At 72.7% G+C, this 25689-nt stretch carries 24 protein-coding genes; 16 read left to right on the forward strand and 8 right to left on the reverse strand.

Annotated elements, in window-relative coordinates:
- Positions 1-107 precede the first annotated feature (107 nt).
- Together AC1VWI_RS37790 and AC1VWI_RS37795 are read left to right on the forward strand one after the other, a co-directional pair.
- Positions 108-923, forward strand: a complete 816-nt coding sequence (locus AC1VWI_RS37790; RefSeq protein ID WP_499515537.1) for an SAM-dependent methyltransferase — start codon at positions 108-110, stop codon at positions 921-923.
- Positions 920-3076 (forward strand): putative bifunctional diguanylate cyclase/phosphodiesterase, encoded by a 2157-nt coding sequence (locus AC1VWI_RS37795; protein WP_499515538.1) that lies wholly within the window; start codon positions 920-922, stop codon positions 3074-3076. Before AC1VWI_RS37790 ends, AC1VWI_RS37795 begins: the two co-directional genes overlap by 4 nt.
- 30 nt (positions 3077-3106) lie before the next feature.
- On the opposite strand, the gene AC1VWI_RS37800 is transcribed toward AC1VWI_RS37795, so the two are convergent.
- Positions 3107-3916, reverse strand: a complete 810-nt coding sequence (locus AC1VWI_RS37800) for an alpha/beta fold hydrolase (RefSeq protein WP_499515539.1) — start codon at positions 3914-3916, stop codon at positions 3107-3109.
- A 131-nt stretch (positions 3917-4047) separates the two neighbouring features.
- Here AC1VWI_RS37800 and AC1VWI_RS37805 point away from each other — a divergent pair, with 131 nt between their 5' ends.
- The 5 genes from AC1VWI_RS37805 (at position 4048) to AC1VWI_RS37825 (ending at position 7836) form a co-directional block, all read left to right on the forward strand.
- The gene (locus AC1VWI_RS37805) at positions 4048-5391 is read left to right on the forward strand and encodes an aminotransferase-like domain-containing protein (RefSeq protein WP_499515540.1); all 1344 of its coding nucleotides are present in this window, start codon (positions 4048-4050) and stop codon (positions 5389-5391) included.
- A 135-nt stretch (positions 5392-5526) separates the two neighbouring features.
- Positions 5527-5910, forward strand: a complete 384-nt coding sequence (locus AC1VWI_RS37810; protein ID WP_499515541.1) for a hypothetical protein — start codon at positions 5527-5529, stop codon at positions 5908-5910.
- Positions 5907-6872: a transcriptional regulator gene (locus tag AC1VWI_RS37815; protein ID WP_499515542.1), complete on the forward strand. Its 966-nt coding sequence runs from the start codon at positions 5907-5909 to the stop codon at positions 6870-6872. The genes AC1VWI_RS37810 and AC1VWI_RS37815 overlap by 4 nt, the downstream gene beginning before the upstream one ends.
- Before the next feature lie 80 nt (positions 6873-6952).
- The gene (locus AC1VWI_RS37820) at positions 6953-7345 is read left to right on the forward strand and encodes a roadblock/LC7 domain-containing protein (RefSeq protein ID WP_089223339.1); all 393 of its coding nucleotides are present in this window, start codon (positions 6953-6955) and stop codon (positions 7343-7345) included.
- A gap of 116 nt (positions 7346-7461) precedes the next feature.
- Positions 7462-7836, forward strand: coding sequence for a hypothetical protein (locus tag AC1VWI_RS37825; RefSeq protein ID WP_089223338.1), 375 nt, complete (start codon positions 7462-7464; stop codon positions 7834-7836).
- A 92-nt stretch (positions 7837-7928) separates the two neighbouring features.
- Here the strand turns inward: AC1VWI_RS37825 and AC1VWI_RS37830 are convergent, their stop codons facing one another.
- Both AC1VWI_RS37830 and AC1VWI_RS37835 read right to left on the reverse strand, forming a co-directional pair.
- On the reverse strand, positions 7929-8051 hold the full coding sequence (locus AC1VWI_RS37830) for a hypothetical protein (protein ID WP_499515543.1): 123 nt from the start codon (positions 8049-8051) through the stop codon (positions 7929-7931).
- Positions 8052-8241: 190 nt separating this feature from the next.
- Positions 8242-8676 carry a hypothetical protein gene (locus AC1VWI_RS37835; RefSeq protein ID WP_499515544.1) on the reverse strand — a complete coding sequence of 145 codons (435 nt, stop codon included), beginning with the start codon at positions 8674-8676 and terminating at the stop codon, positions 8242-8244.
- A gap of 343 nt (positions 8677-9019) precedes the next feature.
- Between AC1VWI_RS37835 and AC1VWI_RS37840 the strand changes: the two genes are divergently transcribed.
- Positions 9020-10198 (forward strand): acyl-CoA dehydrogenase family protein, encoded by a 1179-nt coding sequence (locus AC1VWI_RS37840; protein WP_499515545.1) that lies wholly within the window; start codon positions 9020-9022, stop codon positions 10196-10198.
- A 61-nt stretch (positions 10199-10259) separates the two neighbouring features.
- Here AC1VWI_RS37840 and AC1VWI_RS37845 read toward each other — a convergent pair whose 3' ends face one another.
- Together AC1VWI_RS37845 and AC1VWI_RS37850 are read right to left on the reverse strand one after the other, a co-directional pair.
- Positions 10260-10697 carry a hypothetical protein gene (locus AC1VWI_RS37845; protein WP_499515546.1) on the reverse strand — a complete coding sequence of 146 codons (438 nt, stop codon included), beginning with the start codon at positions 10695-10697 and terminating at the stop codon, positions 10260-10262.
- Positions 10698-10912: 215 nt separating this feature from the next.
- Positions 10913-11962, reverse strand: coding sequence for a LacI family DNA-binding transcriptional regulator (locus AC1VWI_RS37850; protein ID WP_499515547.1), 1050 nt, complete (start codon positions 11960-11962; stop codon positions 10913-10915).
- A 140-nt stretch (positions 11963-12102) separates the two neighbouring features.
- On the opposite strand from AC1VWI_RS37850, the gene AC1VWI_RS37855 reads away from it, so the two are divergent.
- The 7 genes from AC1VWI_RS37855 to AC1VWI_RS37885 all read left to right on the forward strand — a co-directional run bounded on the left by AC1VWI_RS37855 (position 12103) and on the right by AC1VWI_RS37885 (position 21585).
- On the forward strand, positions 12103-13407 hold the full coding sequence (locus tag AC1VWI_RS37855; RefSeq protein ID WP_499515548.1) for an ABC transporter substrate-binding protein: 1305 nt from the start codon (positions 12103-12105) through the stop codon (positions 13405-13407).
- Between the two features lie 14 nt (positions 13408-13421).
- Positions 13422-14351 (forward strand): carbohydrate ABC transporter permease, encoded by a 930-nt coding sequence (locus AC1VWI_RS37860; protein ID WP_499515549.1) that lies wholly within the window; start codon positions 13422-13424, stop codon positions 14349-14351.
- A complete protein-coding gene (locus AC1VWI_RS37865; RefSeq protein WP_499515550.1) occupies positions 14351-15169 on the forward strand; it encodes a carbohydrate ABC transporter permease in 819 nt (272 codons plus the stop codon). Before AC1VWI_RS37860 ends, AC1VWI_RS37865 begins: the two co-directional genes overlap by 1 nt.
- Positions 15166-17514, forward strand: a complete 2349-nt coding sequence (locus tag AC1VWI_RS37870; RefSeq protein ID WP_499515551.1) for a beta-xylosidase/alpha-l-arabinosidase — start codon at positions 15166-15168, stop codon at positions 17512-17514. Before AC1VWI_RS37865 ends, AC1VWI_RS37870 begins: the two co-directional genes overlap by 4 nt.
- Positions 17511-19124, forward strand: coding sequence for a glycoside hydrolase family 43 protein (locus AC1VWI_RS37875; protein WP_499515552.1), 1614 nt, complete (start codon positions 17511-17513; stop codon positions 19122-19124). Before AC1VWI_RS37870 ends, AC1VWI_RS37875 begins: the two co-directional genes overlap by 4 nt.
- Before the next feature lie 14 nt (positions 19125-19138).
- Complete coding sequence (locus AC1VWI_RS37880; protein ID WP_499515553.1) at positions 19139-20104, forward strand: acetylxylan esterase; 966 nt, start codon at positions 19139-19141, stop codon at positions 20102-20104.
- A gap of 137 nt (positions 20105-20241) precedes the next feature.
- On the forward strand, positions 20242-21585 hold the full coding sequence (locus AC1VWI_RS37885) for a COG1361 family protein (RefSeq protein WP_499515554.1): 1344 nt from the start codon (positions 20242-20244) through the stop codon (positions 21583-21585).
- Positions 21586-21655: 70 nt separating this feature from the next.
- Here the strand turns inward: AC1VWI_RS37885 and AC1VWI_RS37890 are convergent, their stop codons facing one another.
- The 3 genes from AC1VWI_RS37890 to paaI form a co-directional block, all read right to left on the reverse strand.
- On the reverse strand, positions 21656-22453 hold the full coding sequence (locus AC1VWI_RS37890) for an ArsR/SmtB family transcription factor (protein ID WP_499515555.1): 798 nt from the start codon (positions 22451-22453) through the stop codon (positions 21656-21658).
- 131 nt (positions 22454-22584) lie between these two features.
- Positions 22585-23931: a phenylacetate--CoA ligase PaaK gene (gene paaK, locus AC1VWI_RS37895; RefSeq protein WP_499515556.1), complete on the reverse strand. Its 1347-nt coding sequence runs from the start codon at positions 23929-23931 to the stop codon at positions 22585-22587.
- On the reverse strand, positions 23928-24341 hold the full coding sequence (paaI, locus tag AC1VWI_RS37900) for a hydroxyphenylacetyl-CoA thioesterase PaaI (protein ID WP_499515557.1): 414 nt from the start codon (positions 24339-24341) through the stop codon (positions 23928-23930). Before paaI ends, paaK begins: the two co-directional genes overlap by 4 nt.
- A 108-nt stretch (positions 24342-24449) precedes the next feature.
- Here paaI and AC1VWI_RS37905 point away from each other — a divergent pair, with 108 nt between their 5' ends.
- Positions 24450-25655 carry a thiolase family protein gene (locus tag AC1VWI_RS37905; RefSeq protein ID WP_499515558.1) on the forward strand — a complete coding sequence of 402 codons (1206 nt, stop codon included), beginning with the start codon at positions 24450-24452 and terminating at the stop codon, positions 25653-25655.
- The last annotated feature ends 34 nt before the right edge of the window (positions 25656-25689 follow it).

The raw sequence follows: 25689 nt of genomic DNA on the forward strand, positions 1-25689 counted from the left end.
AATATTTCCATTTCTTGTGTCCTCTCGAACGGTCGGTCAGTAGCCTCTCTCGCACGTGGTCGTGTCCACGACCACTCATCCTGATCGCCGAAGAGCTGGAGCCGTTGATGGAACGCCCTGCCTGGGCCCCCCAGGGGATCGATCTTTCCGTGCCGAGCGTGTCCCGCATCTACGACTACTACCTGGGCGGCTCGCACAACTTCGAGGTCGACCGGGAGGCGGGACGGCGGGCCATCGAGGCCTTCCCGGGGCTGCCGAAGATCATGCAGGCCAACCGGGCGTTCATGCGCAGGGCCGTGCGTTACTCCGTCGACCAGGGCATCACCCAGTTCCTCGACATCGGCTCCGGCATCCCCACCTTCGGCAACGTCCACGAGGTCGCCCAGGCCGCCAGTCCCGGCGCGCACGTCGTCTACGTCGACCACGACCCGGTCGCCGTCGCCCACAGCCGTGCCGTGCTGGAGGGCCACGAGAACGCCGCCATCGTCGCCGCCGACCTGCGCTCGCCCCGCGACATCCTGGACAGCGCGCAGGTGCGCGGGCTCATCGACCTGGAGCGCCCGGTCGCGCTGCTGCTCGTCGCCGTCCTGCACTTCCTCGAGGACGCCGACGAACCGGCCAAGGCCGTGGCCGAACTGCGCGACGCCATCGCCCCCGGCAGCCTGCTGGTCGTCACCCACGCCTCGGTCGAGGGAGGCCCGCGCAGACCCGAGGAGGGGGAGCGGGTCGAGAACGTCTACCGCAGCGCGAGCTCGCCGCTGATCATGCGGTCGCGGGCCGAGGTCGAGCGCTTCTTCGACGGCTTCGACCTCGTCGAACCCGGCTTGGTCTCCGCGCCGTTGTGGCGCCCCGACGGCACGGACGACGACGAGCTCGACCCGGTCGTCTTCAGCGGGTTCGCGGGCGTCGGCCGCAAGGCGTGACCGTGAGCAGGGAGTCCGGCCCGGAGCCGGAGCCCGCCGACAGCCTGCGGCGCTTCGCGATCATCTGGAGCCGGGCGATCTACCCGGCCACCGCCACCTCCATGACACGCGGCGAGTTCGAGGAGTACCTGCTCCCGCTCGCCGCGCGTCTCGACGCCACGCTGCGCGCGCTGCCCTTCGACCCCCGCCCGGCCGCGGAGGTCGGCGCCGCGCTCGTGGCCGCGCACTGCACCGACCCCGAGGCGCTGCCCCGCATCCTCGACGTCGTCGACGCCTACCTGCTGCTGTACTGCCCGCCCGGCCCCGCCCTGTTCCCCGAGGACGGCCGCACCCGCTGCAACCGCCTGCAGCACTGGGTGGCCGCCGGGTACGCCCGCGCCCTGCAGGAACGCACGCGGACCGAGCAGGAGGCCCTCTCCAAGGCGGCGCTCGCCGCCCGGGCCGCCACCGAGCAGGCCCTGCACGAGAGCGAGGTCCGCTTCCGGGCGGTCTTCCAGGACGCCTCCATAGGCATCGGCATCGCCGACATGGACGGCCGCATCCTGGACGTCAACGCCGCCCTCACCACCATGTTCGGCGGCCTGGAACGGCACATCCGCAGCAGGAACGTCTACGACTGGGCGCACCCCGACGACGCCCCCGAGGTCTGGGAGATGCAGCGCCAGCTCAACCGGGGCGAGCGCGACCACTACCGCATCGAGAAGGCCTACTACCGGCCCGACGGCACCGCGCTGTGGACCAACCTGACGGTCTCCCTGCTGCGCGACGCCGGCGGGACCCCGCAGTACATGCTCGCGCTGATGGAGGACATCACCGAGGAGCGCCTGCTCAGCGAGCGGCTGCGGCACGAGGCGACCCACGACGCGCTCACCGGCCTGGCCAACCGCAACCTCTTCTTCGAGCGCCTGGAGCAGACGCTGAACGGCCCCGAGGGCGTGGGCGTCGGCGTCTGCTACCTCGACCTGGACGGCTTCAAGGACGTCAACGACAGCCTCGGCCACGCCATCGGCGACCGGCTCCTGGTCGCCGTCGCCGAACGCCTCCAGGCCTGCGTCACCTCGCCCGACCAGCTCGTGGCCCGCATCGGCGGGGACGAGTTCGCCGCACTGGTCGTCAACCCCGCCAGCCGCGCCGACATCACCGGCCTCGCCGACCTGATCCTGGCCGCGCTGGCCGACCCGATCCGGGTGGACGGCCGCGAGCTGTCCGTACGGTGCAGCATCGGCATCGTCGAGGGCCAGGCCGGCTCCCTGGGCCCCGCCGAGGTGCTGCGCAGCGCCGACATCACGATGTACCGGGCCAAGGCCGCGGGCGGGAACCGCTTCGAGCTGGCCGACCCCGACTCCGACGCGCGCGCCATCACCCGGCACGGGCTGACCAACCGGCTGCCGACGGCCCTGGAGCGCGGCGAGTTCTTCATCGAGTACCAGCCCCTGGTACGGCTCGGCGACGGCAGCGTCCGCGGCGCCGAGGCACTGGTGCGCTGGTGCCATCCGGTGCACGGGATCCTCGGTCCCGACCAGTTCATCCCGCTCGCCGAGAGCACCGGGCTGATCGTGCCGCTCGGCCACTGGGTGCTGCAGCAGGCCGCCTGGCAGGCCCGGGACTGGCAGTTCCCGCGCAGCGACGGCCACCCGCTGCGGATCAACGTCAACCTCTCCCCGGCCCAGCTCGGCCACCCCGGCCTCGTCCCGGAGACCCTCGCGGTGATCAAGGACGCCGGGCTGGAGCCGACCGCGCTGTGCCTGGAGGTCACCGAGAGCGCCTTCATCGGCGCCGACGAGGAACTGCTGCGCCCGTTGCGGGAGTTCGCCGAGCTCGGCATGGCCATCGCCCTCGACGACTTCGGCACCGGCTACTCCAACCTCGCCTCGCTGCGCCGGCTGCCCATCACCACGCTCAAGCTCGACCGCTCCTTCACGCGCGGGATGCAGCAGCAGCAGGCCGACCCGGTGGACCTGAAGATCGTGGAGATCGTCGTCGACCTGGCGCACACCCTCGGGCTGTCGGTGACGGTGGAGGGCGTCGAGACCGGCACCCAGGCCGAGCACCTGCGCGCGCTGGGCTGCGACACCGCGCAGGGCTGGTACTACGCGAGGCCCGGCCCGCCCGACCGCCTCCACTCGCTCTCGCTGGTCGACACCACGCCCTGAGCACGCGGGCGGGGCACGGCGCCCACCGGCTCAGGGACGCACGTCGAGGACGTCGAGGAACCGCCGCAGAGCGTCGTTGAACTCCTCGGGCCGCTCCAGGTTCGGCAGGTGCCCGGCGTCCTCGACGACCACGAGCCGCGAGCCGCGGACGGCCGCGTGCATGGCCTCGGCCTCGGCGACGGGGGTGTAGACGTCGTCCCGGCCGACCACGATCAGCGTGGGCACCCGGACCGCGGTCAGCACGGTCCCGTAGCCGGGCCGCCGGGCCCGGCCGCGCAGGGCCGCCGCGGCGCCCTCGGGGGAGGTGCCGCGCATCATCCGCAGCACGTGCGCGGCCACTTCTGGGAGCGCGGTCACGTTGCGGGGCGTGATCATCCGGTCGAGCACCTCGCCGGCGTAGCCGGCCATGCCCTCGGCCAGCAGCCGCTCCGCCATCGCGTCCCGGGCCCGTCTCCCCTCCGCCGTCTCGGCGCCGGGGAAGGTGTCGGCGAGCACGAGCCCGGCCACCCGGCCGGGGAACAGCCGCTGGAACTCCATGACGATCTGACCGCCCATCGACAGCCCGCCGACGACGGCCTCCGGCACGCCCAGGCGGTCCATCAGGGCGGCGATGTCGCGGGCGAAGGTCTCCAGCGGGGTGACCCCCGGGACGACCTCGCTCGCGCCGTAGCCGCGCAGGTCCGGCACGACCACCCGGCGGCCGGCCGCCGCCGCGGGGACCTGCGGGGCCCACATCGAGCGGTCGAAGGGATGGCCGTGCACCAGCACCAGGGGGGTGCCGGGCCCGTCCCCCTCGTCGTCGTACGCCAGTGTGACGCCGTTGACCTGTGCCGTCGCCAAGGGGATCTCCTCGTCTCGCATACTCCCCTTCCCGCAGGGGAGTTGACCGCGATGCTAGGTTCCCCTCCGCGCTCGGTGCAATAGCATCTTTGCTCTCGGTGCAATAGGGGAATCGCTCCACGGGAGGAACAGTGAGGGACGACTACCGCGCGGTCGCCGACGCCGTGGCGGCCGACATCGCCGCCGCACGGCTGCGCCCCGGCGACCGGCTCGTACCGCAGCGGACCTTCGCGCGGCAGCGCGGCATCGCCAACTCCACGGCGATCCGCGTCTACGCCGAACTCGCCCGCCGCGGCCTGGTCGTGGGCGAGGTGGGGCGCGGCACCTTCGTGCGTGCCGCATCGCCCGCCACGGGGCCCGCCCTCGCCGAGCCGGCACCCCAGCGGATCGACCTGGAGCTGAACCACCCCGTCGCCGAGGGCCAGTCGCAGCTGCTCGCCCCCGGGCTCGCAGCGCTGCAGCGCCCCGACGTCCTCGGCGCCGCGCTGCGCCCGCTGACGGCCGCGGGCAGCCCGGCCGCGCGCGACGCCTTCGCCGAACTGCTCGCCCGCACCGGCCCACGCCCCGACCCCGGGCGGCTGCTCTTCGCGGGCAACGGACGCCAGGCCATCGCCGCCGCCCTGGCCGCGCTCGTCCCGCCCGGCGGCCGGCTCGCCGTGGAGGCGCTCACCTACCCCGTGGTCAAGGCGCTCGCCACACGGCTCGGGATCGCCCTCGTCCCCGTCGCCTGCGACGAGCACGGCATGCGTCCCGACGCCCTCGCGGAACTGCACCGGGCCGCCCCGCTGCACGCGCTCTACACCCAGCCCACCCTGCACAATCCGCTCGGCGTCACCATGCCGGAGGGCCGCCGGGCCGAACTCGCCGACACCCTCGGCCGGCTGGGCCTGCACGCCGTCGAGGACGCGGTCTGGGCATTCCTCGCCGCGGACGCCCCGCCGCCGCTCGCGGCGTTCGCCCCCGACCGTGTGGTCCTGGTCGACAGCCTCTCCAAGCGGCTCGCCCCCGGGCTCACCGCCGGCGTCGCGGTCACTCCGCGGGAGCTATCCGCCCCGGTTTCCGCGGCCTTGCGCTCGGCGGGCACGGCGGCCTCCGGTTTCGCGCTGGCCGCCGCCTGCCGGTGGATCGCCGACGGCGCCGTGGACGCGGTGGTGGCGGCCAAGCGGCGCGACGCGGCCGCGCGGGCCCGCCTCGCCGCCGAGCGCCTCGCCGGGTTCTCGGTCACGGCGGATCCGCGTGCCTGCTTCTGCTGGTGGCGGCTGCCCGGGCCTTGGCGCGCCGACACCTTCGTCGCGGCCGCCGCCCGGCAGGGCATCGCCGTCACCCCCGCGGCCGCCTTCGCCGCGGGCCGCGGCAGTGCGCCGCACGCCGTACGGATCGGCCTCGCCTCGCCGTCCCCGCAGGTCCTGGGCGACGCGCTGGGCGTCCTCGCACGGATCGCCAGGGGCGGTCCCGAGGACAATTGCGCCGACTGATCACAAGGGGCGGCGAATCCTAGCGAGTCGCCCGCACATGCCTCCGGAAAATGCCCCAACTCACCTTTTTCGCGTACGGGATGAGTAACGTTCCGTGCTGTTCCGTATACCAGAAGTGGCGGCGAAGGGGTGCGCGTGCCCGGCATAGACGAGTGCCTTTCCGAGGCGCTGGCGATTCCCGGTGTGCTCGGGGCGAGCGTGGTCGACTGGAGCAGCGGCCTGCTCCTCGGGGCGGTCGGGCAGGAGCCGGGACACGGTCACGAGGCGGCCGCCGCGGACACCACCGAGGCGGCGCGGGCGGTCGTGGAGGGCGGCACCTTCACCGCGAAGGAGTCCGGAAGGGTGCCGGTCGAGGACATCATCATCACCGCCCCGGGGAGTTACCACCTCATCCGCTTCCTCGACACCTCCTTCGACAGCGACGTCATCCTCTACCTGTGGCTGGACCGGTCGATGGCCAACCTTGCCGTCGCACGGCTCGGGCTGCAGTCCATCGCCGAGCGGCTGGTGCTCGTATGACGGGCACGGAGGCGGGGCGGCCGGCACTGGCCGTGCGCGGTCTGCCCCGGCGCATTCCGGCGCGCGGCAGCGCGCCGGCCCAGGTCCGCGCCGGGGTGGTGGGCGCGTACGCCTTCACCGCCGCACTGGCCCGGCTCGCGGAGGCGGGGGCCAGCGGGGCCCTGTACGGATCGGCGGGGGCGGTCTACCTGCGCGACGGGGCGATCGTCCACGCCGAGAGCCCCTGCGCCCCCGACCTCGGGGTACGGCTCATGGCCTGCGGGCTGCTCTCCCCGGACCAGTGGCGCGAGGCGGTCACCACCGCGAGCGCCGAGCGCGGCGTCGGCGGGCACCTCGTCGACACCGGGCGGGTGGCCCGCGGGGAGCTCGAGCTGTGCCACCTGCTGGCCCTCTTCGACGCCGCCTACTTCACCCTGCTGCCCGACTCGGAACCGGACCGGTTCCAGCCGGGTGCCACCTCCCGGCTGGGTCCCATCTCCCGGCCGGTCCCCGCCCAGCGCGTGGCCAGGGAGGCGCAGCGGCGCCGCGCGCAACTGGAGCGGGCCTGGCCGTGGGACGACACCGACGCCGGCCCCGTCGTCCCCCGCTCCGAGGGCGAGGCGCGGGGCGGCCGGGCCAGGGCCCCCACGCCCGCCCAGCAGGCGGTGCTGGCGGCGGCGGACGGATCCCGTACGCCGGTCCAGATCGCCTGGCACCTGGGACGTTCCGCCTTCGCGACCCTGCTGGACGTCCGTCGGCTGGCCGCGACCGGCCGGATCAGCATGCCGGTCCGCGCCCAGGCACCCGCGGCTCCGGCGCGCCCAGCGCCCGTGCCGCCCGCGCCGGTGCCGCCCGCGCCGCTGCCACCGGTGGCGCCCACGCCCTTCGCCCACGGCGGGCCGCAGCCGGCGGTCCTGTCGTCCTCCGATCCCTCAGTCGCCCTGTTGCTACGACTTCGTGCCGCCCTGGAGGCCCGCCTGTGAGCGCCCTGCCGACCCGCCCGGCGCCCGCCGAACGACCGTGGAGGAAGGCTCTGCGGCAGCTCGCCGGAAGGAGACAGCTGGTGGCACTCGAAGCCGATGTACTGGCCGAACTCCGGAGCCTGCGGGCGAGGGTGCCGCACCTTACGGGCGGGCTCGTCGCCAGCGTCGACGGCCTGGTCGTCGCGCACGACCTGAGCGGGCCGGAACCGGAGGGGGTCGCCGCGCTGACCGCCGCGGCACTGGGCGTGGCGGCCCGCATCACGGAGGCCACCGAATGCGGCGGCTTCCGGGAACTGCTCGTCAGGGGCGACCGCGGGTACATCGCCGCGTACGCCGCCGGCGGGGCCATGGCCCTCGCCCTGGTGGCGGGACCCGGCTCCAACGTGGGCCGCCTGCACCTGGAGGCACGCCGGTCCAGTCGACGGATCGAGGATCTCGTCGACCTCGCGCTCCAACGTCAGGAGCGGAAATGACCGCAGGACCCAGCTCATCAGCCGACAAGCCGTCGGGCACCGCACGCGGCCGCGCCGTTACCGGACCCAGGCATTCGTCACGTCAGAGAACTCAACGACAAGGAAGTGAGACCGCAATGGCCAACACCGAGACCGCGCTGAAGGATGTAATGACGTCGATCGAGGGCGTCCTGGGCGTCGCTCTCGTGGACTACGGCAGCGGCATGGCCCTGGGTACCCTCGGGGGCTCCAAGGACCTCGACCTGACCGTCGCGGCCGCGGGCAACACCGACGTGGTCCGCGCCAAGATGCGCACCATGGAGATGCTCAACCTCAAGGAGCACATCGAGGACATCCTGATCACGCTCAACACCCAGATCCACATGATCCGGCTGCTGACCGGCCGCTCGGGCAAGGGGCTGTTCCTCTACGTGGCGCTGGACAAGGACCGGGCGAACCTGGCGATGGCCCGCCACCAGCTCAGGCGCATCGAAGCCGACCTGGAGGTCTGACCCGCCCCCCCCACGAGCCCGCGGCCGAGGGCGGCCCGGCACATGAGGCGCAGGCCGACGTGTGCCGGGCCCCGCCCTGCCGCGGCCGGGGGTCACGCGGCCCCGGCGACCGGCAGGCGTGCGGCGAACATGCGCTCCACGGCGCTCCGTTCGGCCTCGTCCGGCTGGATGCTGCGGCACGAGGTGCCGGCGGTGCGACGGGGGATGCGGGGCATGGGGAGGCTCCCTGCGGGGGCGGGTGCGTGCAGGTCCCGCCGGTCGGCAGGTCGCGCACACGCCTCCAGTAGGCTTCGGCCGTCGGTGCACGTCACGTCGCTGATGTTCGGGACTTGACGGTGCGGTCCGACCGGCGGCCGCGCTCGCGGAGCGCCGCGGAGGGCGACGGGGCGGGGCCTTCCCGGCCCGCTAGCGGCTCGTGGCGGACGCGGGTGCCGAGGGCGACGCGGCGGAGTGGCCGCCGTGGTGCGCCCCCTCCTCGACCCTGCCGCCCAGCTTCTCGCGCACCGGCGCCAGCGCCTCGGGATCCGCCTCCACCACCCAGCGCTCCCCGATCAGGTAGGAGCCGCCGTACGGCTCCGCCTCCTCCAGCCACGACTTCTGGCCGGCCTCGCTGGTGAAGGTGAGCATCACATAGGCACCGCGTGCCGTCGTGCACGCCCCCTGGCGCAGTTCCTTCACGTCGGTCTGCAGCTGCGGGGTGCACCCGACGGCCTCGCCGATCCGCTCCAGGGCGACCGGACCGCCCGCCGCATCCGTGTCCTGGCCGCCGCAGCCCGCCACCGCCAGCGCGACGACCGCCACCGCGGCCACCTTCGGGCCCCACGCACGGAACACGGACACCGGCATCACCTTTCCTCGACTCCTGGCGCGGGCGACACACGCCCCGCACGCGCACCGCGCGCGGGACGACGCTAACCCGAACGGCCCCATGACCCGTACAGCCTTGCGAAAAGCCCGCCCACGGGCGCGCGGTATGAAAAAATCCGCCGCCGCACGCTCCGGAGGGCCTGGCACCCCGTGACTCCGACACCTCCGATCGGGCATACTCCAACGCGCCGAAGCCGCAGGTCGGACCATGCCGTGACCCGGCAGGAGACCATCGGTCTACGGTCGACAACCCGGTAGCGCCGCCACACCCTGTGCGGACGCCGCCGCAGCGCCCGACAGGGAGGAGAGTGCCGCCATGTCCCACGACGGCCTTCAGCCGGTGGACCGACAGCTTCCCACCGAGGAGGCCCGCGACCTGCTCGCGCTCGTACGCGAGCTGGCCCAGCGGGAGATCAAGCCCAAGGCGGCCGAGGAGGAGGACGCGGGCGTCTTCCCGCGCGAGGTCTTCCGCCTCATCGGCGAGGCGGGGCTGCTCGGACTGCCCTACCCGGAGGAGTACGGCGGCGGTGGCCAGCCGTACGAGGTCTACCTGCAGGTCCTGGAGGAACTGGCGGCGGCGCGGCTGACCGTCGGTCTCGGGGTGAGCGTGCACACCCTGGCCTGCCACGCGGTCGCCCAGTTCGGCAGCAAGGAGCAGCGCACCGAGCACCTGCCGGCCATGCTCGGCGGCTCCCTGCTCGGTGCCTACAGCCTTTCCGAGCCCTCCTCCGGCTCCGACGCCGCGTCCCTGCGGACCCGTGCCACCCGCGAGGGCGACGCGTGGCGGATCGAAGGCACCAAGGCGTGGATCACCCACGGCGGTGTCGCGGACTTCTACACGGTGCTGGCCCGCAGCGGCGCCGAGGGCCCGCGCGGCATCACCGCGTACCTGGTGCCCGGCGACGCGGAGGGCCTGACCGCGGCGGTCCCGGAGAAGAAGATGGGCATGAAGGGTTCGCCCACGGCCCAGGTCCACTTCGACGGCGTGACCGTCCCCGACAGCCGCCGCGTCGGCGACGAGGGCCAGGGCTTCACCATCGCGCTGGCCGCGCTCGACTCCGGCCGCCTCGGCATCGCCGCCTGCGCCATCGGCGTCGCCCAGGCCGCGCTCGACGAGGCGCTCGCGTACGGGATGACCCGGCAGCAGTTCGGCCGTCCCGTCGTGGACTTCCAGGGGCTGCGCTTCATGATCGCCGACATGGCCACCAAGATCGAGGCCGGCCGGGCGCTGTACCTCGCGGCCGCCCGGCTGCGGGACGCGGGCCGGCCGTTCTCCCGGCAGGCGGCCATGGCCAAGCTGTTCTGCACGGACGCCGCGATGCAGGTGACCACGGACGCGGTGCAGCTGCTCGGGGGCTACGGCTACACCGCCGACTTCCCCGTCGAGCGGTACATGCGCGAGGCCAAGGTGCTGCAGATCGTCGAGGGCACCAACCAGATCCAGCGCATGGTGATCGCCCGCAGCCTCGCAGGCCCGGAGAGCAAGGAGCGCTGAGACGGTCGTGCCGCGCCGCCCGGCGGGGGCGGCGCGGCACCGTGCGTACGGTGGGCGCGGGTCAGGCCGCGCGCTGGAACGGCACGCGGATCGGCTGCGAACCGGGTCCGCCCACGTGGGAGAACGGCTGCGTGCGCCAGTCCAGCCCGGCGGGGAGCGTCAGCAGCGCGCCCCACTCCGTGTCGTCGTCCCGGGCGTCGCCGGGGGCCGGCGAGGCCTCGGCGGTGGCACGCCCCGAGCCGGGGCAGACCGTCAGCCCGAAGGGGTTCCACGGCGAGGCGCACAGCGCGTGCTGCGGCAGGACGTCCTCGTCGGTGAAGAGCGCGATCGGGCGGGCACAGTCGGGGCAGTGCACCCGGAAGATCTCAAAGCCTTCGTCGTCGAAGGCGTCTTCGGCGTCGTCCGCCGTCAGCAGCTCGAACGGCTCGCGACGTTCGTGCTCCTCCTCGAGCGCCACCAGCGTGCGTTCGCCGCGGCTGTGTCGTGCATGGGTGCGCATGGGTGCATCTCCCCCTCAGAAGAACGCCCACCAGCGGGGCAGACCGGGCTCTCGGCCTCGGCCATAGCGAGCATTTCCCGCCACCCGCCCGTGGTAATCACCGCCACTCCGAAAGGCGTTGACATCGGGTGTGGCCTTCGTCACACCGTCGTCCGCGAGGGCGCCCCGCGCCCCCGCCGGCGATGCCGTGCGCCTGCTCCGCGCCCTTCCGGGGGTCAGTCCCCGCGCGTCGCCCCGGCGTCGCGCGGCGGTGCCGTGCTCTTCCTGACGACCAGTCTGACGCCCAGCTCCATACGGGTGTTGCTCTTGTCGCCGACCTCGTCGGGCTGGGACAGCCGGAGCAGCATCCGGGCGGCCTCCTCGGCCATCTCGACCAGCGGCTGGTTGACGGTGGTGAGCGACGGGCTCGCCCACTGGGCGAGCGGGATGTCGTCGTAGCCCACCACGGACAGGTCGCGCGGCACCTGCAGACCCTTGACCCGGGCCGCCTCCAGGACGCCGAGCGCCTGCAGGTCGCTGCCGGCGAAGATGGCGGTCGGCGGGTCGGGCCGCTCCAGCAGGGCGATGGCCCCGTCGTGCCCGCCCTGGACGTGGAAGTCCCCGTAGCGGATCAGGTCGTTGTCGACGGTGAGCCCCGCCATGCCCATGGCCGAGCGGAAGCCGTCCAGGCGGGCCAGGGAGCAGAGCATGTCGTCGGGCCCGGTGATGATGCCGATGCGGCGGTGGCCGAGGTCGATGAGGTGCCGGGTGGCCGCGACGCCGCCGGCCCAGTTCGCCGAGCCCACGGACGGGACGTCGGGTTCGGGGTCGCCGGCCGGGTCGATGATCACGAAGTTGATGGCCCGTGAGCGCAGCTTGCGCTTGATGTCGTCGGGCAGCGAGGAGAAGACCAGGACGACGCCGAGCGGCCGGCGGCGCAGCACGCCCTCGATCCACTCGGGGCCGGGGGCGTGGCGGGTGCCGCTCTCGGTGAGCACCACGCTCATGTTGCGGCTCTTGGCGACGTTCTCCACGCCCCGGATGAGCTCCATCGCCCAGACGCTCTCGAGCTCGTGGAAGACGATCTCGATCAGCCGCGACTCGGGCTGGGTGGGGGAGGGGCGCTGGTAGCCGTTCGCCTCCAGGAGGCGCTCGACCTTGCTCCGGGTCGGCGCGGCCACATCGGGACGTCCGTTGAGCACCTTCGAAACTGTCGAAAGTGACACGCCCGCTTTCGAAGCCACGTCGGCCAGGGTGATACGGCCCTCGGTCTCATCATCACGCATGCGGCACAGGATAGAGCACCGCCATTCGGTAACGGTTTGGTCGCGTCAATTCCACGCTGTTGACCCCGGCGAAGAGGGAGCCTACGGTCCGTCGTCAGGCGAATTTCGGCAAAGCGGCCGAAACTTTCGAGAGGTCGATCATGAAGAAGCGTGCGTGGTTCCCCCGTGCCGTCGCCGGCGGCGCGACACTGGCACTGGGCCTGACCCTGACCGCCTGCGGCGGTGATGGCGCCTCCGCGGGGGGCGATTCCGGGACGATTCACGTCCTCGTGTACGGCGACTCCGCGAACAAGGTGGAGAAGGCGATCGTCGCCGAGTTCAACAAGACCTCGAAGGTCAAGGCCGTCCTCGACACGGTCCCCGGTGCGGACTACCAGCAGAAGCTGCAGACCGTCATCAACACCAAGCAGGCCCCCGACGTCTTCTTCAACTGGGGTGGCGGCAGCATCCAGCCGTTCGTGAAGGCCGGTCTGCTGCTCCCGCTCGACGACTTCATCAAGAAGGACCCGGGCCTGAAGGACAACTTCCTGTCCTCGGTCTTCAACACGGCGGTCGTCGACGGCAAGTCCTACGGCGTGCCGATGCGCGGCACCCAGCCGGTGCTGATGTTCAACAACAAGAAGGTCCTCGCCGACGCCGGCGTGCAGCCCCCGCAGACCTGGGACGAGCTCATCGACGCGGTCAAGAAGCTCAAGGCCAAGGGCGTCACCCCGATCGCGCTCGGCGGCGGCGACCAGTGGCCGACGCTGATGTGGTTCGAGTACCTCTACGACCGCGTCGCCGGCCCGGAGCTGTTCACCAAGGCGCTCGGCGGCGACAAGAGCGCCTGGGAGAGCGAGGACAGCAAGAAGGCGCTGGGCATGCTCAAGGAGCTCATCGACGCCGGCGCCTTCGGCACCAACTTCGACTCGGTGAAGTTCACCGACGGCGGCTCGCCCCAGCTCCTCGCCAGTGGCAAGGCCGGCTTCGAGCTCATGGGCTCGTGGGAGTACTCCACGCAGCAGGACGCCAGCCCGGACTTCGCCAAGAACGACCTCGGCTACACCAACTTCCCGACCGTCACCGGCGGCAAGGGTGACGCCGCGAACGTCGTCGGCAACACCAACAACTTCTACTCGGTGCTGAAGAAGACCGAGCACCCGGAAGCCGTCGCGGACTTCCTCAAGCTGATGTACTCCGACGACTTCGTGAAGCAGCAGCTGGCCATCGGCAACCTGCCGACCACCACGAACACCACCAAGTTCCTCGACTCGGCCGACAACCCGGACTACCTGAAGTACCAGTTCGACCTGGTCCAGAAGGCGCCCTCGTTCCAGCTGTCGTGGGACCAGGCCTACCCGCCGTCGGGCATCACGCCGATCCACCAGGCCGTGCAGCAGTTCTTCAACGGCCAGGTCGACGCGGACGGCTTCATCAAGGCCATGCAGGCCCTGCCCACCTCCTGAGAGCGACGTCCCGCATGGTCTCCCTCGCTGCCTCCGTGACGGGCAAGCGGCAGACGCAGCGCCCGGTCGGCCGTACCATCGGCCGGCCGGGCCTCGCCTGGGCGCTCCCCGCCACGATCTTCTTCGCCCTGTTCGCCGTCGTGCCGCTGGTGCTGGTGGCGGTCCTGTCCTTCACCACCTGGAGCGGACTGGGCTCGCCCGAGTTCGCGGGCTTCGACACCTGGGTCCGGGTCTTCCAGGACCCCGTCATGATCAAGAGCCTCTGGCTGAGCGTGCTGCTCACCGTGCTGGGCGTCGTCGTCCAGACCCCGCTGAGCATCCTGCTCGGCGTGTGGGCGGCCGGTCCCCAGCGCAACCGCGCCGTGCTGTCGGCGGTCTTCTTCGTGCCGCTGCTGCTGTCCGCGACCGCTGTGTCGGTGCTGTGGCGCGCGCTGCTCGACCCGAACTTCGGTGTGCCCTCGCAGGCGCGCTGGCTGTTCGGCGACGGCAACCTCTTCGGCACGCAGACCGCCGCGATCGGCGTGCTGGTGTTCGTCAGCACCTGGCAGTTCACCCCGTTCCACGCCCTGATCTACCAGGGCGCGACCCGGGCGATCCCGCAGGTGCTCTACCAGGCCGCGCAGATCGACGGCGCCGGCACCGTACGGCAGTTCTTCCACATCACGCTGCCGCAGCTGCGCAACTCGATCATCACCTCGATGATCCTGATGATCGTCGGCGGTCTCACCACCTTCGACACGGTGCTGATCCTCACCCAGGGCGGCCCCGGCACCGACACCACCATCAGCGCCTACTACATGTACGACAAGGCCTTCAAGGGGTTCGACTTCGGCGCGGGCGCCGGGGTCGCGCTGATGCTCGTCGTCGTCGCCACCGTGATCTCGCTGATCGTCGTCCGCGTCTCCGGCTACGACAAGATGGCCGGCACCAAGGAGGGGCTCTGATGAGGCGCCGCCCCAACTACCTGGCGGGCCTGGGCGCCCTGCTGTGGCTCGCGCTGGTGGGTCTGCCGCTGTACGTCATGCTCGGCGCCACCGTGCAGACGCGCGAGGCGTACAGCGCGGGCGGCCCGCTGGCCTTCCCCCGCTCCTTCACGCTGGACAACTACGTCCAGGACTTCAGCAACGGCTTCGGGCAGTACTTCCTCAACACGGTCGTCGTCACGGTCAGCGTGGTGGCCATCGTGCTGCTGCTCGTGCCGCCGCTGGCGTTCACCATCGTCCGCAACCGGGGTCGCGGCACCTCCGGGGTGTTCCGGCTCTTCCTGCTGGGCCTGGCCATCCCCGCGCAGGCCGTGATCGTCCCGATGTTCTACGTCATCAGCAAGGCCGGGCTCTACGACAACCTCATCGGCGTCATCCTGCCGACGGCGGCGTTCTGCCTGCCGGTGTGCACGCTGATCCTGACCGGCACGATGCGCGACATCACCTCCGACCTGTTCGAGGCGATGGCCATGGACGGCGCCTCCGTCCGGCGGACCTTCTTCCAGCTCGTCCTGCCGCTGTCCGGCAGCGGACTGTCGACGATCGTCGTCTTCTCCGCCCTGCAGGCGTGGAACGGCTTCCTCTTCCCCCTCGTGCTCACCCAGTCCGAGGAGACCAAGGTGATCACGCTGGGCCTCTACAACTTCCGGACCCAGTACGGCATCAACATCCCCGGCCTGCTGGCCGCGGTGGTGCTGTCCACGATCCCCGTCCTGCTCGTCTACCTGTTCGCCCGCCGTGCCCTCGTGCAGGGGCTCATGGGCGTCGGAGGAAAGTGAACGACAACGTGACCGCCGACTCCCGCGTCGAGGCGCTGATCCGCGACATGACCCTGGGCGAGAAGATCGCCCAGCTCTACGGCGTCTGGGTCGGCGCCTCCAGCGAGGGCGCCGAAGTGGCCCCCCACCAGCACGACATGGACGAGCCGCCCCGTCTGGACGACCTCCTGCCGGACGGCCTCGGACAGCTCACCCGCCCCTTCGGCACCGTCCCCGTCGACCCCGCCCTGGGCGCGCTGTCCCTGATGCGCACCCAGCAGCGGATCGCCGGGGCCAACCGGTTCGGCATCCCGGCCATGGCCCACGAGGAGTGCCTCGCGGGCTTCGCGGCCTGGGGAGCGACCACCTACCCCGTCCCGCTGTCCTGGGGCGCCTCCTTCGACCCCGAGCTGGTCCGGGTGATGGCCGCGGCCATCGGCCGCGACATGCGCTCCGTCGGCGTCCACCAGGGTCTGGCCCCGGTCCTCGACGTCGTGCGCGACGCGCGCTGGGGCCGGGTCGAGGAGACGATCGGCGAGGACCCGTACCTCGTCGGGACCATCGCCACCGCGTACATCCAGGGCCTGGAGTCCGCGGGCATCGTGGCCACCCTGAAGCACTTCGCCGGCTACTCCGCCTCCCGCGCCGGGCGCAACCTGGCGCCGGTCAGCATGGGCCCGCGCGAGCGCGCCGACGTCGTCCTGCCGCCCTTCGAGATGGCGGTCCGGGAGAGCGGCGTCCGGTCCGTGATGCACGCGTACACCGACACCGACGGCGTCCCTTCGGCCGCCGACGAGGAACTGCTCACGGGGCTGCTCCGGGACACCTGGGGCTTCGACGGGACCGTGGTCGCCGACTACTTCGGGATCGCCTTCCTCAAGACCCTGCACGGCGTCGCGGCCGACTGGGCGGACGCCGCGGGCACCGCGCTGCACGCCGGCGTGGACGTGGAGCTCCCCACCGTCAAGACCTTCGGGCAGCCGCTGCGGGACGCCGTCGCCGCGGGCCTGGTCGACGAGAAGCTCGTGGACCGCGCGCTGCGCCGCGTCCTGACCCAGAAGGCGCAGCTCGGCCTGCTCGACCCCGGGTGGAGCCCGGTGCCGTCCGCGCTCGCCGGGGCCGACCTCACCGACCCGCAGGGCCTGCGCGGCACGGTCGACCTGAACTCCGCCGCCCACCGGGACCTGTCGCGGCGCCTCGCCGAGCGGTCCGCCGTCCTGCTGAGCAACGACGGCACCCTGCCCCTGGGGCGGCCCGCCCGCATCGCGCTCGTCGGTCCCCAGGCGCAGACCCCGACCGCCGTGCTGGGCTGCTACTCCTTCCCCGTGCACGTCGGCGCCCAGCACCCGGACACCCCGCTCGGCATCGACCTGCCCACGCTGCGCCAGGCCCTGGTGGCGGAGTTCCCCGGCTCCGAGATCGTGACCGTGGCGGGCTGCGGCGTCGATGACAGCGATGTCTCCGGCATCGCGGCGGCCGTGCGCGCGGCCCTGGACGCCGACGTGGTGGTCGCCGCGCTGGGCGACCGCGCCGGGCTCTTCGGCCGCGGCACCAGCGGCGAGGGCTGCGACGCGGAGTCGCTCACCCTGCCCGGCGTGCAGCAGCGGCTGCTCGACGCGCTCCTCGACACGGGGACGCCCGTCGTGCTCACCCTGCTGGCCGGCCGCCCGTACGCCCTCGGACGGGCCGTGGAGGAGGCCGCGGCCGTCGTCCAGACCTTCTTCCCGGGACAGGAGGGCACCCCGGCTCTGGCCGGAGTGCTGAGCGGGCGGATCAACCCGTCCGGGCGGCTGCCGGTGAGCGTGCCCCGGCACCCGGGCGTCCAGCCCTCCACCTACCTCGCCGCGCCGCTCGCGCGGGCCAGCGAGGTCTCCAACATCGACCCGGCCGCGGCCTTCGGCTTCGGCCACGGGCTGACGTACACGGCCTTCGAGTGGTCGGCGCCGCAGGTGCACGGCGGCGCCGACGGCCGGGCCGTCACCGGCACCGACGGCGAGGTCGAACTGTCCTTCACCGTCCGCAACACCGGCGGTCGCGCGGGCAGCGAGGTCGTCCAGGTCTACCTGCACGACCCGATCGCCTCCGTCGTCCAGCCGGTGCAGCGGCTCGTCGGCTACCTCCGGGTGCCGCTGGAGGCGGGCGAGGCGCGGCGCATCGGCGTCACGGTCCCCGCCGACGTCGCCGCCTTCACCGGCCGGGACGGCCGCCGCGTCGTGGAACCGGGGGAGCTGGAGGTGCGGCTGGCGGCCTCCAGCACCGACGTCCGGTTCACCGTACGGGCGGAACTCACCGGCCCGGCGCGGCAGGTGGACCACACCCGGCGGCTGCACGCGCTGGTCACCGGCGCACCGGAGGAGTCCAGGTGAGCCTGCCCGAAGGGACGGGGGAGGCGGCCGTGTCGACGGCGAACGTCGCCAACCCCGTCCTGCCGGGCTGCCATCCCGACCCGAGTGTCTGCCGGGTCGGGGCCGACTTCTACCTGGTGAACTCGACGTTCGAGTACTTCCCGGGCATCCCGGTGTTCCACAGCCGCGACCTGGTCCACTGGCGGCCGATCGGGCACGTCCTGGACCGGCCCTCGCAGGTGGACCTCGGCACCGTCGCCTCCTCCGAGGGGATCTTCGCCGCGACGATCCGGCACCACCAGGGCCGCTTCTACGTCGTGACCACCCTGGTGGGCGGCACCGGCCGGAGCGGCACCTTCGTCGTCACCGCCACCGACCCCGCCGGGCCGTGGAGCGACCCGGTGTGGCTGGACGACGCGCCCGGCATCGACCCCTCCCTGTTCTTCGACGACGACGGCCGCGCCTGGTGCACCGGCACGCGGCTCGCGGAACCGGGGGAGTGGGAGGGGCAGACCGACGTCTGGCTGCGGGAGTTCGACGCCGCGGAGCTGACCCTCACCGGCCCCGAGCACCTGCTGTGGCGCGGGGCGCTGCACGGCGCCGTGTGGGCCGAGGGACCCCACCTGTACGCGGTGGACGGCCGCTACTACCTGCTGGCGGCGGAGGGCGGCACCGAGCACGGGCACGCCGTCAGCGTCGCCCGCGCCGACCACGTCACCGGTCCGTACACCGGGAACCCGGCCAATCCGGTGTTCACCCACCGGCACCTGGGCCGTGACTTCCCCGTCGTGGGCGTCGGCCACGCCGACCTGGTGCGCACGGCGCAGGGGCAGTGGTGGGCGGTGCTGCTGGGCAGCCGCCCGTACGGCGGGTACCACCCCAACCTCGGGCGGGAGACCTTCCTCGTCCCGGTGCGCTGGGAGGACGGCTGGCCGCTCTTCGCGCCCGGCGTCGGCACCACGCTCGGCCCGTTCCGTCCGCCCGCGGTCGCCGGGTCCCCTCATGATCCCCACCCGGAGCCGGTGCGCGACGACTTCGACGGCCCACGGCTGGACCCGCGGTGGAACCAGGTGCGCACCGGGGAACCCTTCTGGTCGCTCACCGGACGTCCCGGCTCGCTGCGGCTGCCCCTCGGGCCCTCCACGCTCGCCGACGCCGGCACCCCCTGCTTCCTGGGCCGGCGCCAGCAGCACCAGGAGGTCAGCGTGTCCGCGCTCCTCGACGTGGCGCCCGGGACGCCGCAGGAGTGGGCGGGGCTCGCCGTCCGCCAGTCCGAGGCGGACCATCTGGTGCTCGCGGTGGCCGGTGACGGGCGCGGCGGCCGCCGCGTGCTCGCCGCGGTCCGTACACGGGGCGAGCAACACCTGCTCGCACAGGCACCGTTGCCCGCTGGCCCGGTGGTCCTGCGCATCCACGCCGAGGGCCAGCGCTACGGGCTGCGCTACGCCCCCGCCGGCGCCGGGCCCGAGGCGGAGGCCGAACTGACCTCCGTGGACGGCGGATTCCTCAGCTCGCCCCGCGCGGGCGGCTTCCTCGGCGTCTGGCTCGGCCCGTACGCCACCGCCCACGGCGCCTCCTCCACCGCCGTCGCCGACATCGACTGGTTCGACTACCGGCCTCTCGCCCCCTGACCACGGAGCCGACGTTGTTCACCGATCTCCCCGAGGCCGAACTGCGGGATCACCGCAGCACCCAGACCGCGCCCGCCGACTTCGACGACTTCTGGAGCACGACGCTCGCCGAGTCGCGCGCCGCCGGGACCGCGGCCGTCACCGTCACCCCCGCGCCCGGGCCGCGGCTGCACACGGTGCGCGTCTTCGACGTCACCTTCCCCGGCTACGGCGGTGAGCCGGTGCGGGCCTGGCTGCGGCTGCCGCACGGTGCCGAGGGACCGCTGCCCGCGGTCGTCCAGTACGTCGGCTACGGCGGCGGCCGGGGCCACGCCCTGGACAACCTGCTGTGGGCGTCGGCGGGTTTCGCCCACCTCCACATGGACACCCGTGGCCAGGGATCGGGCTGGAGCCGCGGCGACACCCCCGACTCCGGCACCACGGGCCCGCAGGCCCCCGGGATGATGACCCGTGGCATCGACGACCCCCGCACGTACTACTACCGCCGCCTGTTCACGGACGCCGTCCGCGCCGTGGACGCGGTCCGCACGCTGCCCTCGGTGGACCCCGGCCGGATCGCCGTCCTCGGCGCGAGCCAGGGCGGCGGCACCGCGCTCGCCGTGGCCGCCCTCGCCCCGGAGGTCCACGCCCTGGTGGCGCACGTGCCGTTCCTGTGCGACTTCCCCCGGGCCACGGTGATCACGGACGCGGACCCGTACCGTGAGATCGGCCGCTACCTCGCCGTGCACCGCGGCAACGCCGAGCGGGCCATGCGCACCCTGTCCTACTTCGACGGCGTCAACTTCGCCGCCCGCGCCCGGGTCCCGGCCCGCTTCTCCGCGGCCCTGATGGACGAGATCACGCCGCCCTCCACGGTCTTCGCCGCGTACAACGCGTACGCGGGACCCAAGGAGATCGCCGTCTGGCCCTGGAACGGGCACGAGGGCGGCGCCGTCGACGACGACGAGGAGGCACTGGCCTTCCTGCGTGCGCGCCTCTGAGGACGACGTGAAGTGCGACCTCATCATGCGGAGTTGAGGTGGAAGACCGTACAACCTTCGCTCTTCCTTGATCGTCGTAGGGGTGCACCGGAGACCCCGGTGCACCACTGATGTGGCCACACCCTTGGGGAAGAGTCATGCGATCTGACTCCGTCGGGCGCTCGCTGCGCCGTGGAGCCTCTGCCGTCGCGGCGGCCGGCCTGTTCGTGGCCGGTCTCGCCGTGCCCGCGCACGCCGCCGCCGCCGAGACCGACCAGCTGTGGATCAACGCACCGTCCGAACTGCCGCTGCCCCTCGGCACGGGCGGCGGAGAACCGCAGACGCGCACGCTCGACATCGGCATCTACCACGACAACGACAACTTCACGGTCACCGACGGCGAGGTCACCGTGGACGTCTCCGGGGTCGCGGGCGTCGCGGAGGTGACCTGGCCGGAGAACTGCACGCCCAGCGGCACGATCGCCGTCTGCCACGTGCCCGAGGTGCCCGTGATCGGCGGCGACTACAGCAGGCAGATCCACCTCTCGGTACGCGCGGCGGACGGTGCGGCGGGCGGGGCGTCCGGCCGGATCACCTACGAGGCGACCGCCGTCGGCGGCCCCGACGGCACCCTCACCGCCCCGCGGGGCGATTCCGACACCATGCTCACCGTCTCCTCCGGCCCGGACCTGTCGCTCGCGGAGATCGCCCCGGTCCAGCACGCCGCCCCCGGCGCCACGGTGCGGCTCCCGTTCGGGCTGACCAACAACGGCAACGAGAGCGCGCAGGGCTTCACGCTGAAGTTCATGGCCTCGTACGGCATCCAGAAGCTGACCAAGTACAAGCGCTGCACCTACACGACGTCGAACGACGGCGAGTACGCGCCGATGACCTTCGCGACGTGCACCTTCGACCGGGTGCTGGCGCCGGGGGACTCATTCCGGCTGCCCAAGAAGCTCAAGGCGGTGCTCGCCCCGTACGCGATGAACGAGCGGCTCGACATCAGCGTCGAGCCCGGCGGGGGCGCCGAGGACCTCGAGAGCCGTGACAACTACACGGTGGTCGGCGTCAGCGCCGACAACACCGCGGACTTCGCGGTGACCGGCGACGCGGTCACCGGTGCGGCGGGCGAGACGGTGACGGCCCGGCTCACGTTCCGCAACAACGGTCCGGCCTGGCTCGGCAACCTCGGCTCCGGCGACCCCGTCGCGAAGGTCCGGCTGATCGTCCCCGCGGGCACCAAGGTCACCGGCGTCCCGTCCGGCTGTGACCCGCACACGCTCTCCGGCGGCTACTACCCGCAGGAGACGGGGGCGCCGCGCTACGACTGCGCCCTGCCGTACTGGGTGCTGGAGAACACCGAGCGCTCGTACGACTTCTCGCTGCGGATCGACACCGCGGTGCCCGGCACGACAGGTGCGGTGAGCATCCACCCGGAGTTCGGCGAGTTCCCGTACGACCCGGACGCCACCAACAACACGGCGGTCCTGGCGGTCAACTGACCTGACCCGCCCCGGCACGTGGTGCGGGAGGCTCCCGCACCATGTGCCGGGGCGGGGCGTGGCGGGGCGGTCAGCGGCCTTGCGGCCCGGGCAGCGGCTCGCCCGTCTCCAGCAGCGTCTTCAGGCCCGACACGAGGGCGGGCCAGCCCTGGGAGACCATGCCCAGCACCCCGCTGTCCGGGTCGTGGGCCTCGTGGACGACGGTCAGCCTGACCGTCTCCCCGAGCGGTTCGATCTCGAACGTCACCTGGGAGCGGCGATCCCCGGCCAGCCGGGTGCGGACCTCCTCGCTCACCCCCGCGTTCCGAGCCCACTGAGGGGTGAAGGTGTGCCAGGTGTAGGAGAGCCGGCGCGGCGGATCGGACTCCAGCACGACCTGGGCGGGATCGGCGGTGCGGGCGCCGCCCTCCTCCCAGACCATGGCCGAGCCGGCCGCCCAGTCGGTCTCGAAGGCGACGCCCCAGTAGCGGCGCGTGAACGCCGGGTCGGTCAGCGCCTGCCAGAGGCGCTCGGGCGTGGTGCGGACGTAGGTCGTGTAGACGAATGCGGACTCGCTCATGGGTGGCTGCTCCAATGCCCTCTGGAGGTCGGCGAGCGCCCGCGCGCGCTCGCGGTCGTACCGGTCGATCCATCGTTCGGCGACGGCGTTGATCGGTGCGGCGTTGAGGTAGTGCAGCTTCTCCCGGCCCCGCCGGACCGTGGTGACCAGCCGGGCCTCCTCCAGTACGGCCAGGTGCTTGCTGACCGACTGGCGGGCCATGTCCAGCCCCGCGCACAGCTCGCGCAGGGTCTGCCCGTTGCGTGCGTTGAGGCTGTCCAGCAGCCGCCGGCGGCTGGCGTCGGCCAGCGCCTTGAAGACCTCGTCCATCCCGCTTCCCCGCCGCCCCGGAAACGCAGCCGTCCGGCTGCCTGTCGAACATAGGCAGCCGGACGGCTGCATGTCAACGCGATGCAGCCGAGGGGGTGTGGGTGTGGGTGTGAGGGTGTGGGGGCGCGCCGCTACACGGCCCGCAGGTCCCGTACGCGGCGGATCTTGCCGACGGACCGCTCGACGGTGTCGGGGTCGACGACCGTCACCTCGACGCTGACGCCCACGCCGTCCTTGACGCCCGCCGCGATGGAGCGTGCCGCCTCCTCGCGCGACACGGCCCCGGCGTCGGGGCGCGCCTCGACGACGACCTCCATGTGGTCCATGCGGCCGCGCTTGGTGAGCCGGATCTGGAAGTGCGGGGCCACACCGGGCGTGCGCAGCACGATCTCCTCGATCTGGCTGGGGAAGACGTTCACCCCGCGCAGGATGATCATGTCGTCGGAGCGGCCGGTGATCTTCTGGACGCGGCGGAAGGCGGGGCGCGCGGTGCCGGGCAGCAGCCGGGTCAGGTCACGGGTGCGGTAACGGATGATCGGCAGCGCCTCCTTGGTGAGGGAGGTGAAGACCAGCTCGCCCTCCTCGCCCTCCGGCACCGGCTCGCCCGTGATCGGGTCCACCACCTCGGGGTAGAAGTGGTCCTCCCACACGTGCAGGCCGTCCTTGGTCTCCACGCACTCCTGGGCGACGCCCGGGCCGATCACCTCGGACAGGCCGTAGATGTCGACGGCGTGGATGTCCATGCGCTCCTCGATCTCCCGGCGCATCTCCTCCGTCCACGGCTCCGCGCCGAAGATGCCGATCCGCAGCGAGGTGCCGCGCGGGTCGACGCCCTGGCGCTCGAACTCGTCCAGCAGGGTCAGCATGTACGACGGGGTGACCATGATGATCTCGGGCTGGAAGTCCTGGATGATCTGCACTTGACGGGCCGTCATGCCGCCGGAGGCGGGGATCACCGTGCACCCGGCGCGCTCCGCGCCGTAGTGCGCGCCCAGGCCGCCGGTGAACAGGCCGTAGCCGTAGGAGACGTGCACCTTGTGGCCGGGGCGCCCGCCGGCGGCACGTATGGAACGGGCCACCACGTCGGACCACATGGACAGGTCGTTCTCGGTGTAGCCCACCACGGTCGGCAGGCCGGTCGTGCCACTGGAGGCGTGGACGCGGCGCACCTGGTCCATGGGCACGGCGAACATGCCGAAGGGGTAGTTGTCGCGCAGGTCGGCCTTGGTGGTGAACGGGAAGCGCGCCAGGTCGTCCAGGCCCGCGCAGTCCTCGGGGCGCAGTCCGGCCTCGTCGAACTTCTTCCGGTAGGCCTCGACGTTGTCGTACGCGTGGCGCAGCGTCGCCCGGAGCCGGGTGAGCTGCAGCTCCCGCAGCTCTCCGGGGCCCAGCTTCTCGGCGGCGTCCAGCAAGCCGTCGGGGAGCGGCTCTCCCAGGCGCGCCCCCGCGGTCGCCCGGTCCGTCGGCTCGCTGCTCATCCGTTCTCCTTCGTGCGTCCGATGCTGCGGCTGCGCCCGCGGAACTCCGCCACCACCTGGTCGCCCCGCAGGATGCTCACGTCGTAGATGCCGCTGCGGCCGAAGCGGGTGCGTTCCTGTGCGATGGCGACCAGTTCGTCGCCCTCGTGGACGGGGGCGACGAAGGAGATGTCCGCCCCGGCGGCCACCGTCACCGGGCCGTGGCTGTTGCAGGCGCAGGCGAAGGCGGTGTCGGCGAACAGGAAGAGGTAGCCCCCGTGGGCGATCCCGTGCCCGTTGACCATCGCGGGCGTGACGGCCATGCGCAGCACGGCCGTGCCCTCGCCGGTCTCCAGCAGCTCGATGCCCAGGCTCTGCGACGCCTTGTCGGCGGCGAACATGCTCTCCGCCGGGCCCTTGGTCGCGTCCATGGCATCCCTCACGATCGTCACCACCCTTGTGAACCGACCGAACATTCGGTTAGCGTGCGGCACCCAAGGTAATCCAGCATCCGAACTGCCTGTCAAGAGGTGGAACGCATGTCCCAGCACCTCCCCGCGCTACCCGCAGACGAGGTCTTCCTGATCGACGGCGCGCGCACCCCGCAGGGCCGTTACGGCGGCGCCCTGGCCTCCGTGCGCCCCGACGACCTGGCGGCCCTGGTGGTCGGCGAGGCCGTGAGCCGCGCCGGGATCCCGGCCGGGTCCGTGGACGAGGTGATCCTCGGCGCCGCCAACCAGGCGGGCGAGGACAACCGCGACGTCGCCCGGATGGCCGTGCTGCTGGCCGGCCTGCCGCACACGGTGCCCGGCTACACCGTCAACCGGCTGTGCGCCTCCGGGCTCACCGCCGTCGCCTCGGCGGCGCAGGCGATCCGCTCCGGCGAGGCCGACCTGGTGGTCGCCGGCGGTGTGGAGTCCATGACCCGTGCCCCCTGGGTGATGGCCAAGCCCGGCACCCCGTGGGCCAAGCCCGGCGAGGTGTACGACACCTCCCTGGGCTGGCGCTTCACCAACCCGCGCTTCACCGCCGAGGACACGCTGTCCATGGGGGAGACCGCGGAGGAGGTCGCCGCCCTGGACGGGATCAGCCGCGCCGACTCCGACGCCTTCGCGCTGCGCAGCCACCGGCGGGCCGTCGCGGCCCAGGAGGCCGGCCGTTTCGACCGCGAGATCGTGCCGGTCGCCGTCAAGGACGGCGAGGTCACCCGTGACGAGGGCCCGCGTCCCTCCACCACCCTGGAGAAGCTCGGGACCCTGCGCACCATCTTCCGCAAGGACGGCATCGTGACCGCCGGCTCCTCCTCGCCGCTCTCCGACGGCGCCGCGGCTCTCGTGGTCGCCGGCCGCGCGGCCGTCGAGCGGTACGGCCTCACGCCCCGCGCCAGGATCGTCACCTCCGCCACCGCCGGGGTCGAGCCCCACCTCATGGGCCTCGGTCCCGTCCCGGCGACGGAGAAGGCCCTCGCCCGCGCCGGATGGCAGACCGGCGACCTGGACGCCGTCGAACTCAACGAGGCCTTCGCCGCCCAGGCCCTCGCGGTCGTCCGCCGTCTGAAGCTGGACGAGGAGCGGGTCAACGCCGACGGCGGCGCGATCGCGCTCGGCCACCCGCTGGGCTGCTCGGGCGCCCGCATCCTGCTCACCCTCCTCGGCCGCCTGGAGCGCGAGGGTGGCCGCCGCGGCCTCGCCACCCTCTGCGTGGGCGTCGGTCAGGGTGTGGCGATGCTGGTGGAGCGGGTGTGAGCGCAGGCTTCGGCGGACCGCGGGCGACCGTCGT

The organism is Streptomyces sp. TOM-9 (assembly GCF_056858595.1).

Excerpts from the sequence above, each read along its gene's own strand:
- AC1VWI_RS37790 (WP_499515537.1), top strand. The coding sequence starts at position 108 with ATGGAACGCCCTGCCTGGGCCCCCCAGGGGATCGATCTTTCCGTGCCG.
- AC1VWI_RS37815 (WP_499515542.1), top strand. The coding sequence starts at position 5,907 with ATGACGGGCACGGAGGCGGGGCGGCCGGCACTGGCCGTGCGCGGTCTG.
- AC1VWI_RS37825 (WP_089223338.1), top strand. The coding sequence starts at position 7,462 with ATGGCCAACACCGAGACCGCGCTGAAGGATGTAATGACGTCGATCGAG.
- AC1VWI_RS37830 (WP_499515543.1), bottom strand. The coding sequence starts at position 8,051 with ATGCCCCGCATCCCCCGTCGCACCGCCGGCACCTCGTGCCGCAGCATC.
- AC1VWI_RS37840 (WP_499515545.1), top strand. The coding sequence starts at position 9,020 with ATGTCCCACGACGGCCTTCAGCCGGTGGACCGACAGCTTCCCACCGAG.
- AC1VWI_RS37845 (WP_499515546.1), bottom strand. The coding sequence starts at position 10,697 with ATGCGCACCCATGCACGACACAGCCGCGGCGAACGCACGCTGGTGGCG.
- AC1VWI_RS37850 (WP_499515547.1), bottom strand. The coding sequence starts at position 11,962 with ATGCGTGATGATGAGACCGAGGGCCGTATCACCCTGGCCGACGTGGCT.
- AC1VWI_RS37855 (WP_499515548.1), top strand. The coding sequence starts at position 12,103 with ATGAAGAAGCGTGCGTGGTTCCCCCGTGCCGTCGCCGGCGGCGCGACA.
- AC1VWI_RS37860 (WP_499515549.1), top strand. The coding sequence starts at position 13,422 with ATGGTCTCCCTCGCTGCCTCCGTGACGGGCAAGCGGCAGACGCAGCGC.
- AC1VWI_RS37865 (WP_499515550.1), top strand. The coding sequence starts at position 14,351 with ATGAGGCGCCGCCCCAACTACCTGGCGGGCCTGGGCGCCCTGCTGTGG.
- AC1VWI_RS37885 (WP_499515554.1), top strand. The coding sequence starts at position 20,242 with ATGCGATCTGACTCCGTCGGGCGCTCGCTGCGCCGTGGAGCCTCTGCC.
- AC1VWI_RS37890 (WP_499515555.1), bottom strand. The coding sequence starts at position 22,453 with ATGGACGAGGTCTTCAAGGCGCTGGCCGACGCCAGCCGCCGGCGGCTG.
- paaK (WP_499515556.1), bottom strand. The coding sequence starts at position 23,931 with ATGAGCAGCGAGCCGACGGACCGGGCGACCGCGGGGGCGCGCCTGGGA.
- paaI (WP_499515557.1), bottom strand. The coding sequence starts at position 24,341 with ATGGACGCGACCAAGGGCCCGGCGGAGAGCATGTTCGCCGCCGACAAG.
- AC1VWI_RS37905 (WP_499515558.1), top strand. The coding sequence starts at position 24,450 with ATGTCCCAGCACCTCCCCGCGCTACCCGCAGACGAGGTCTTCCTGATC.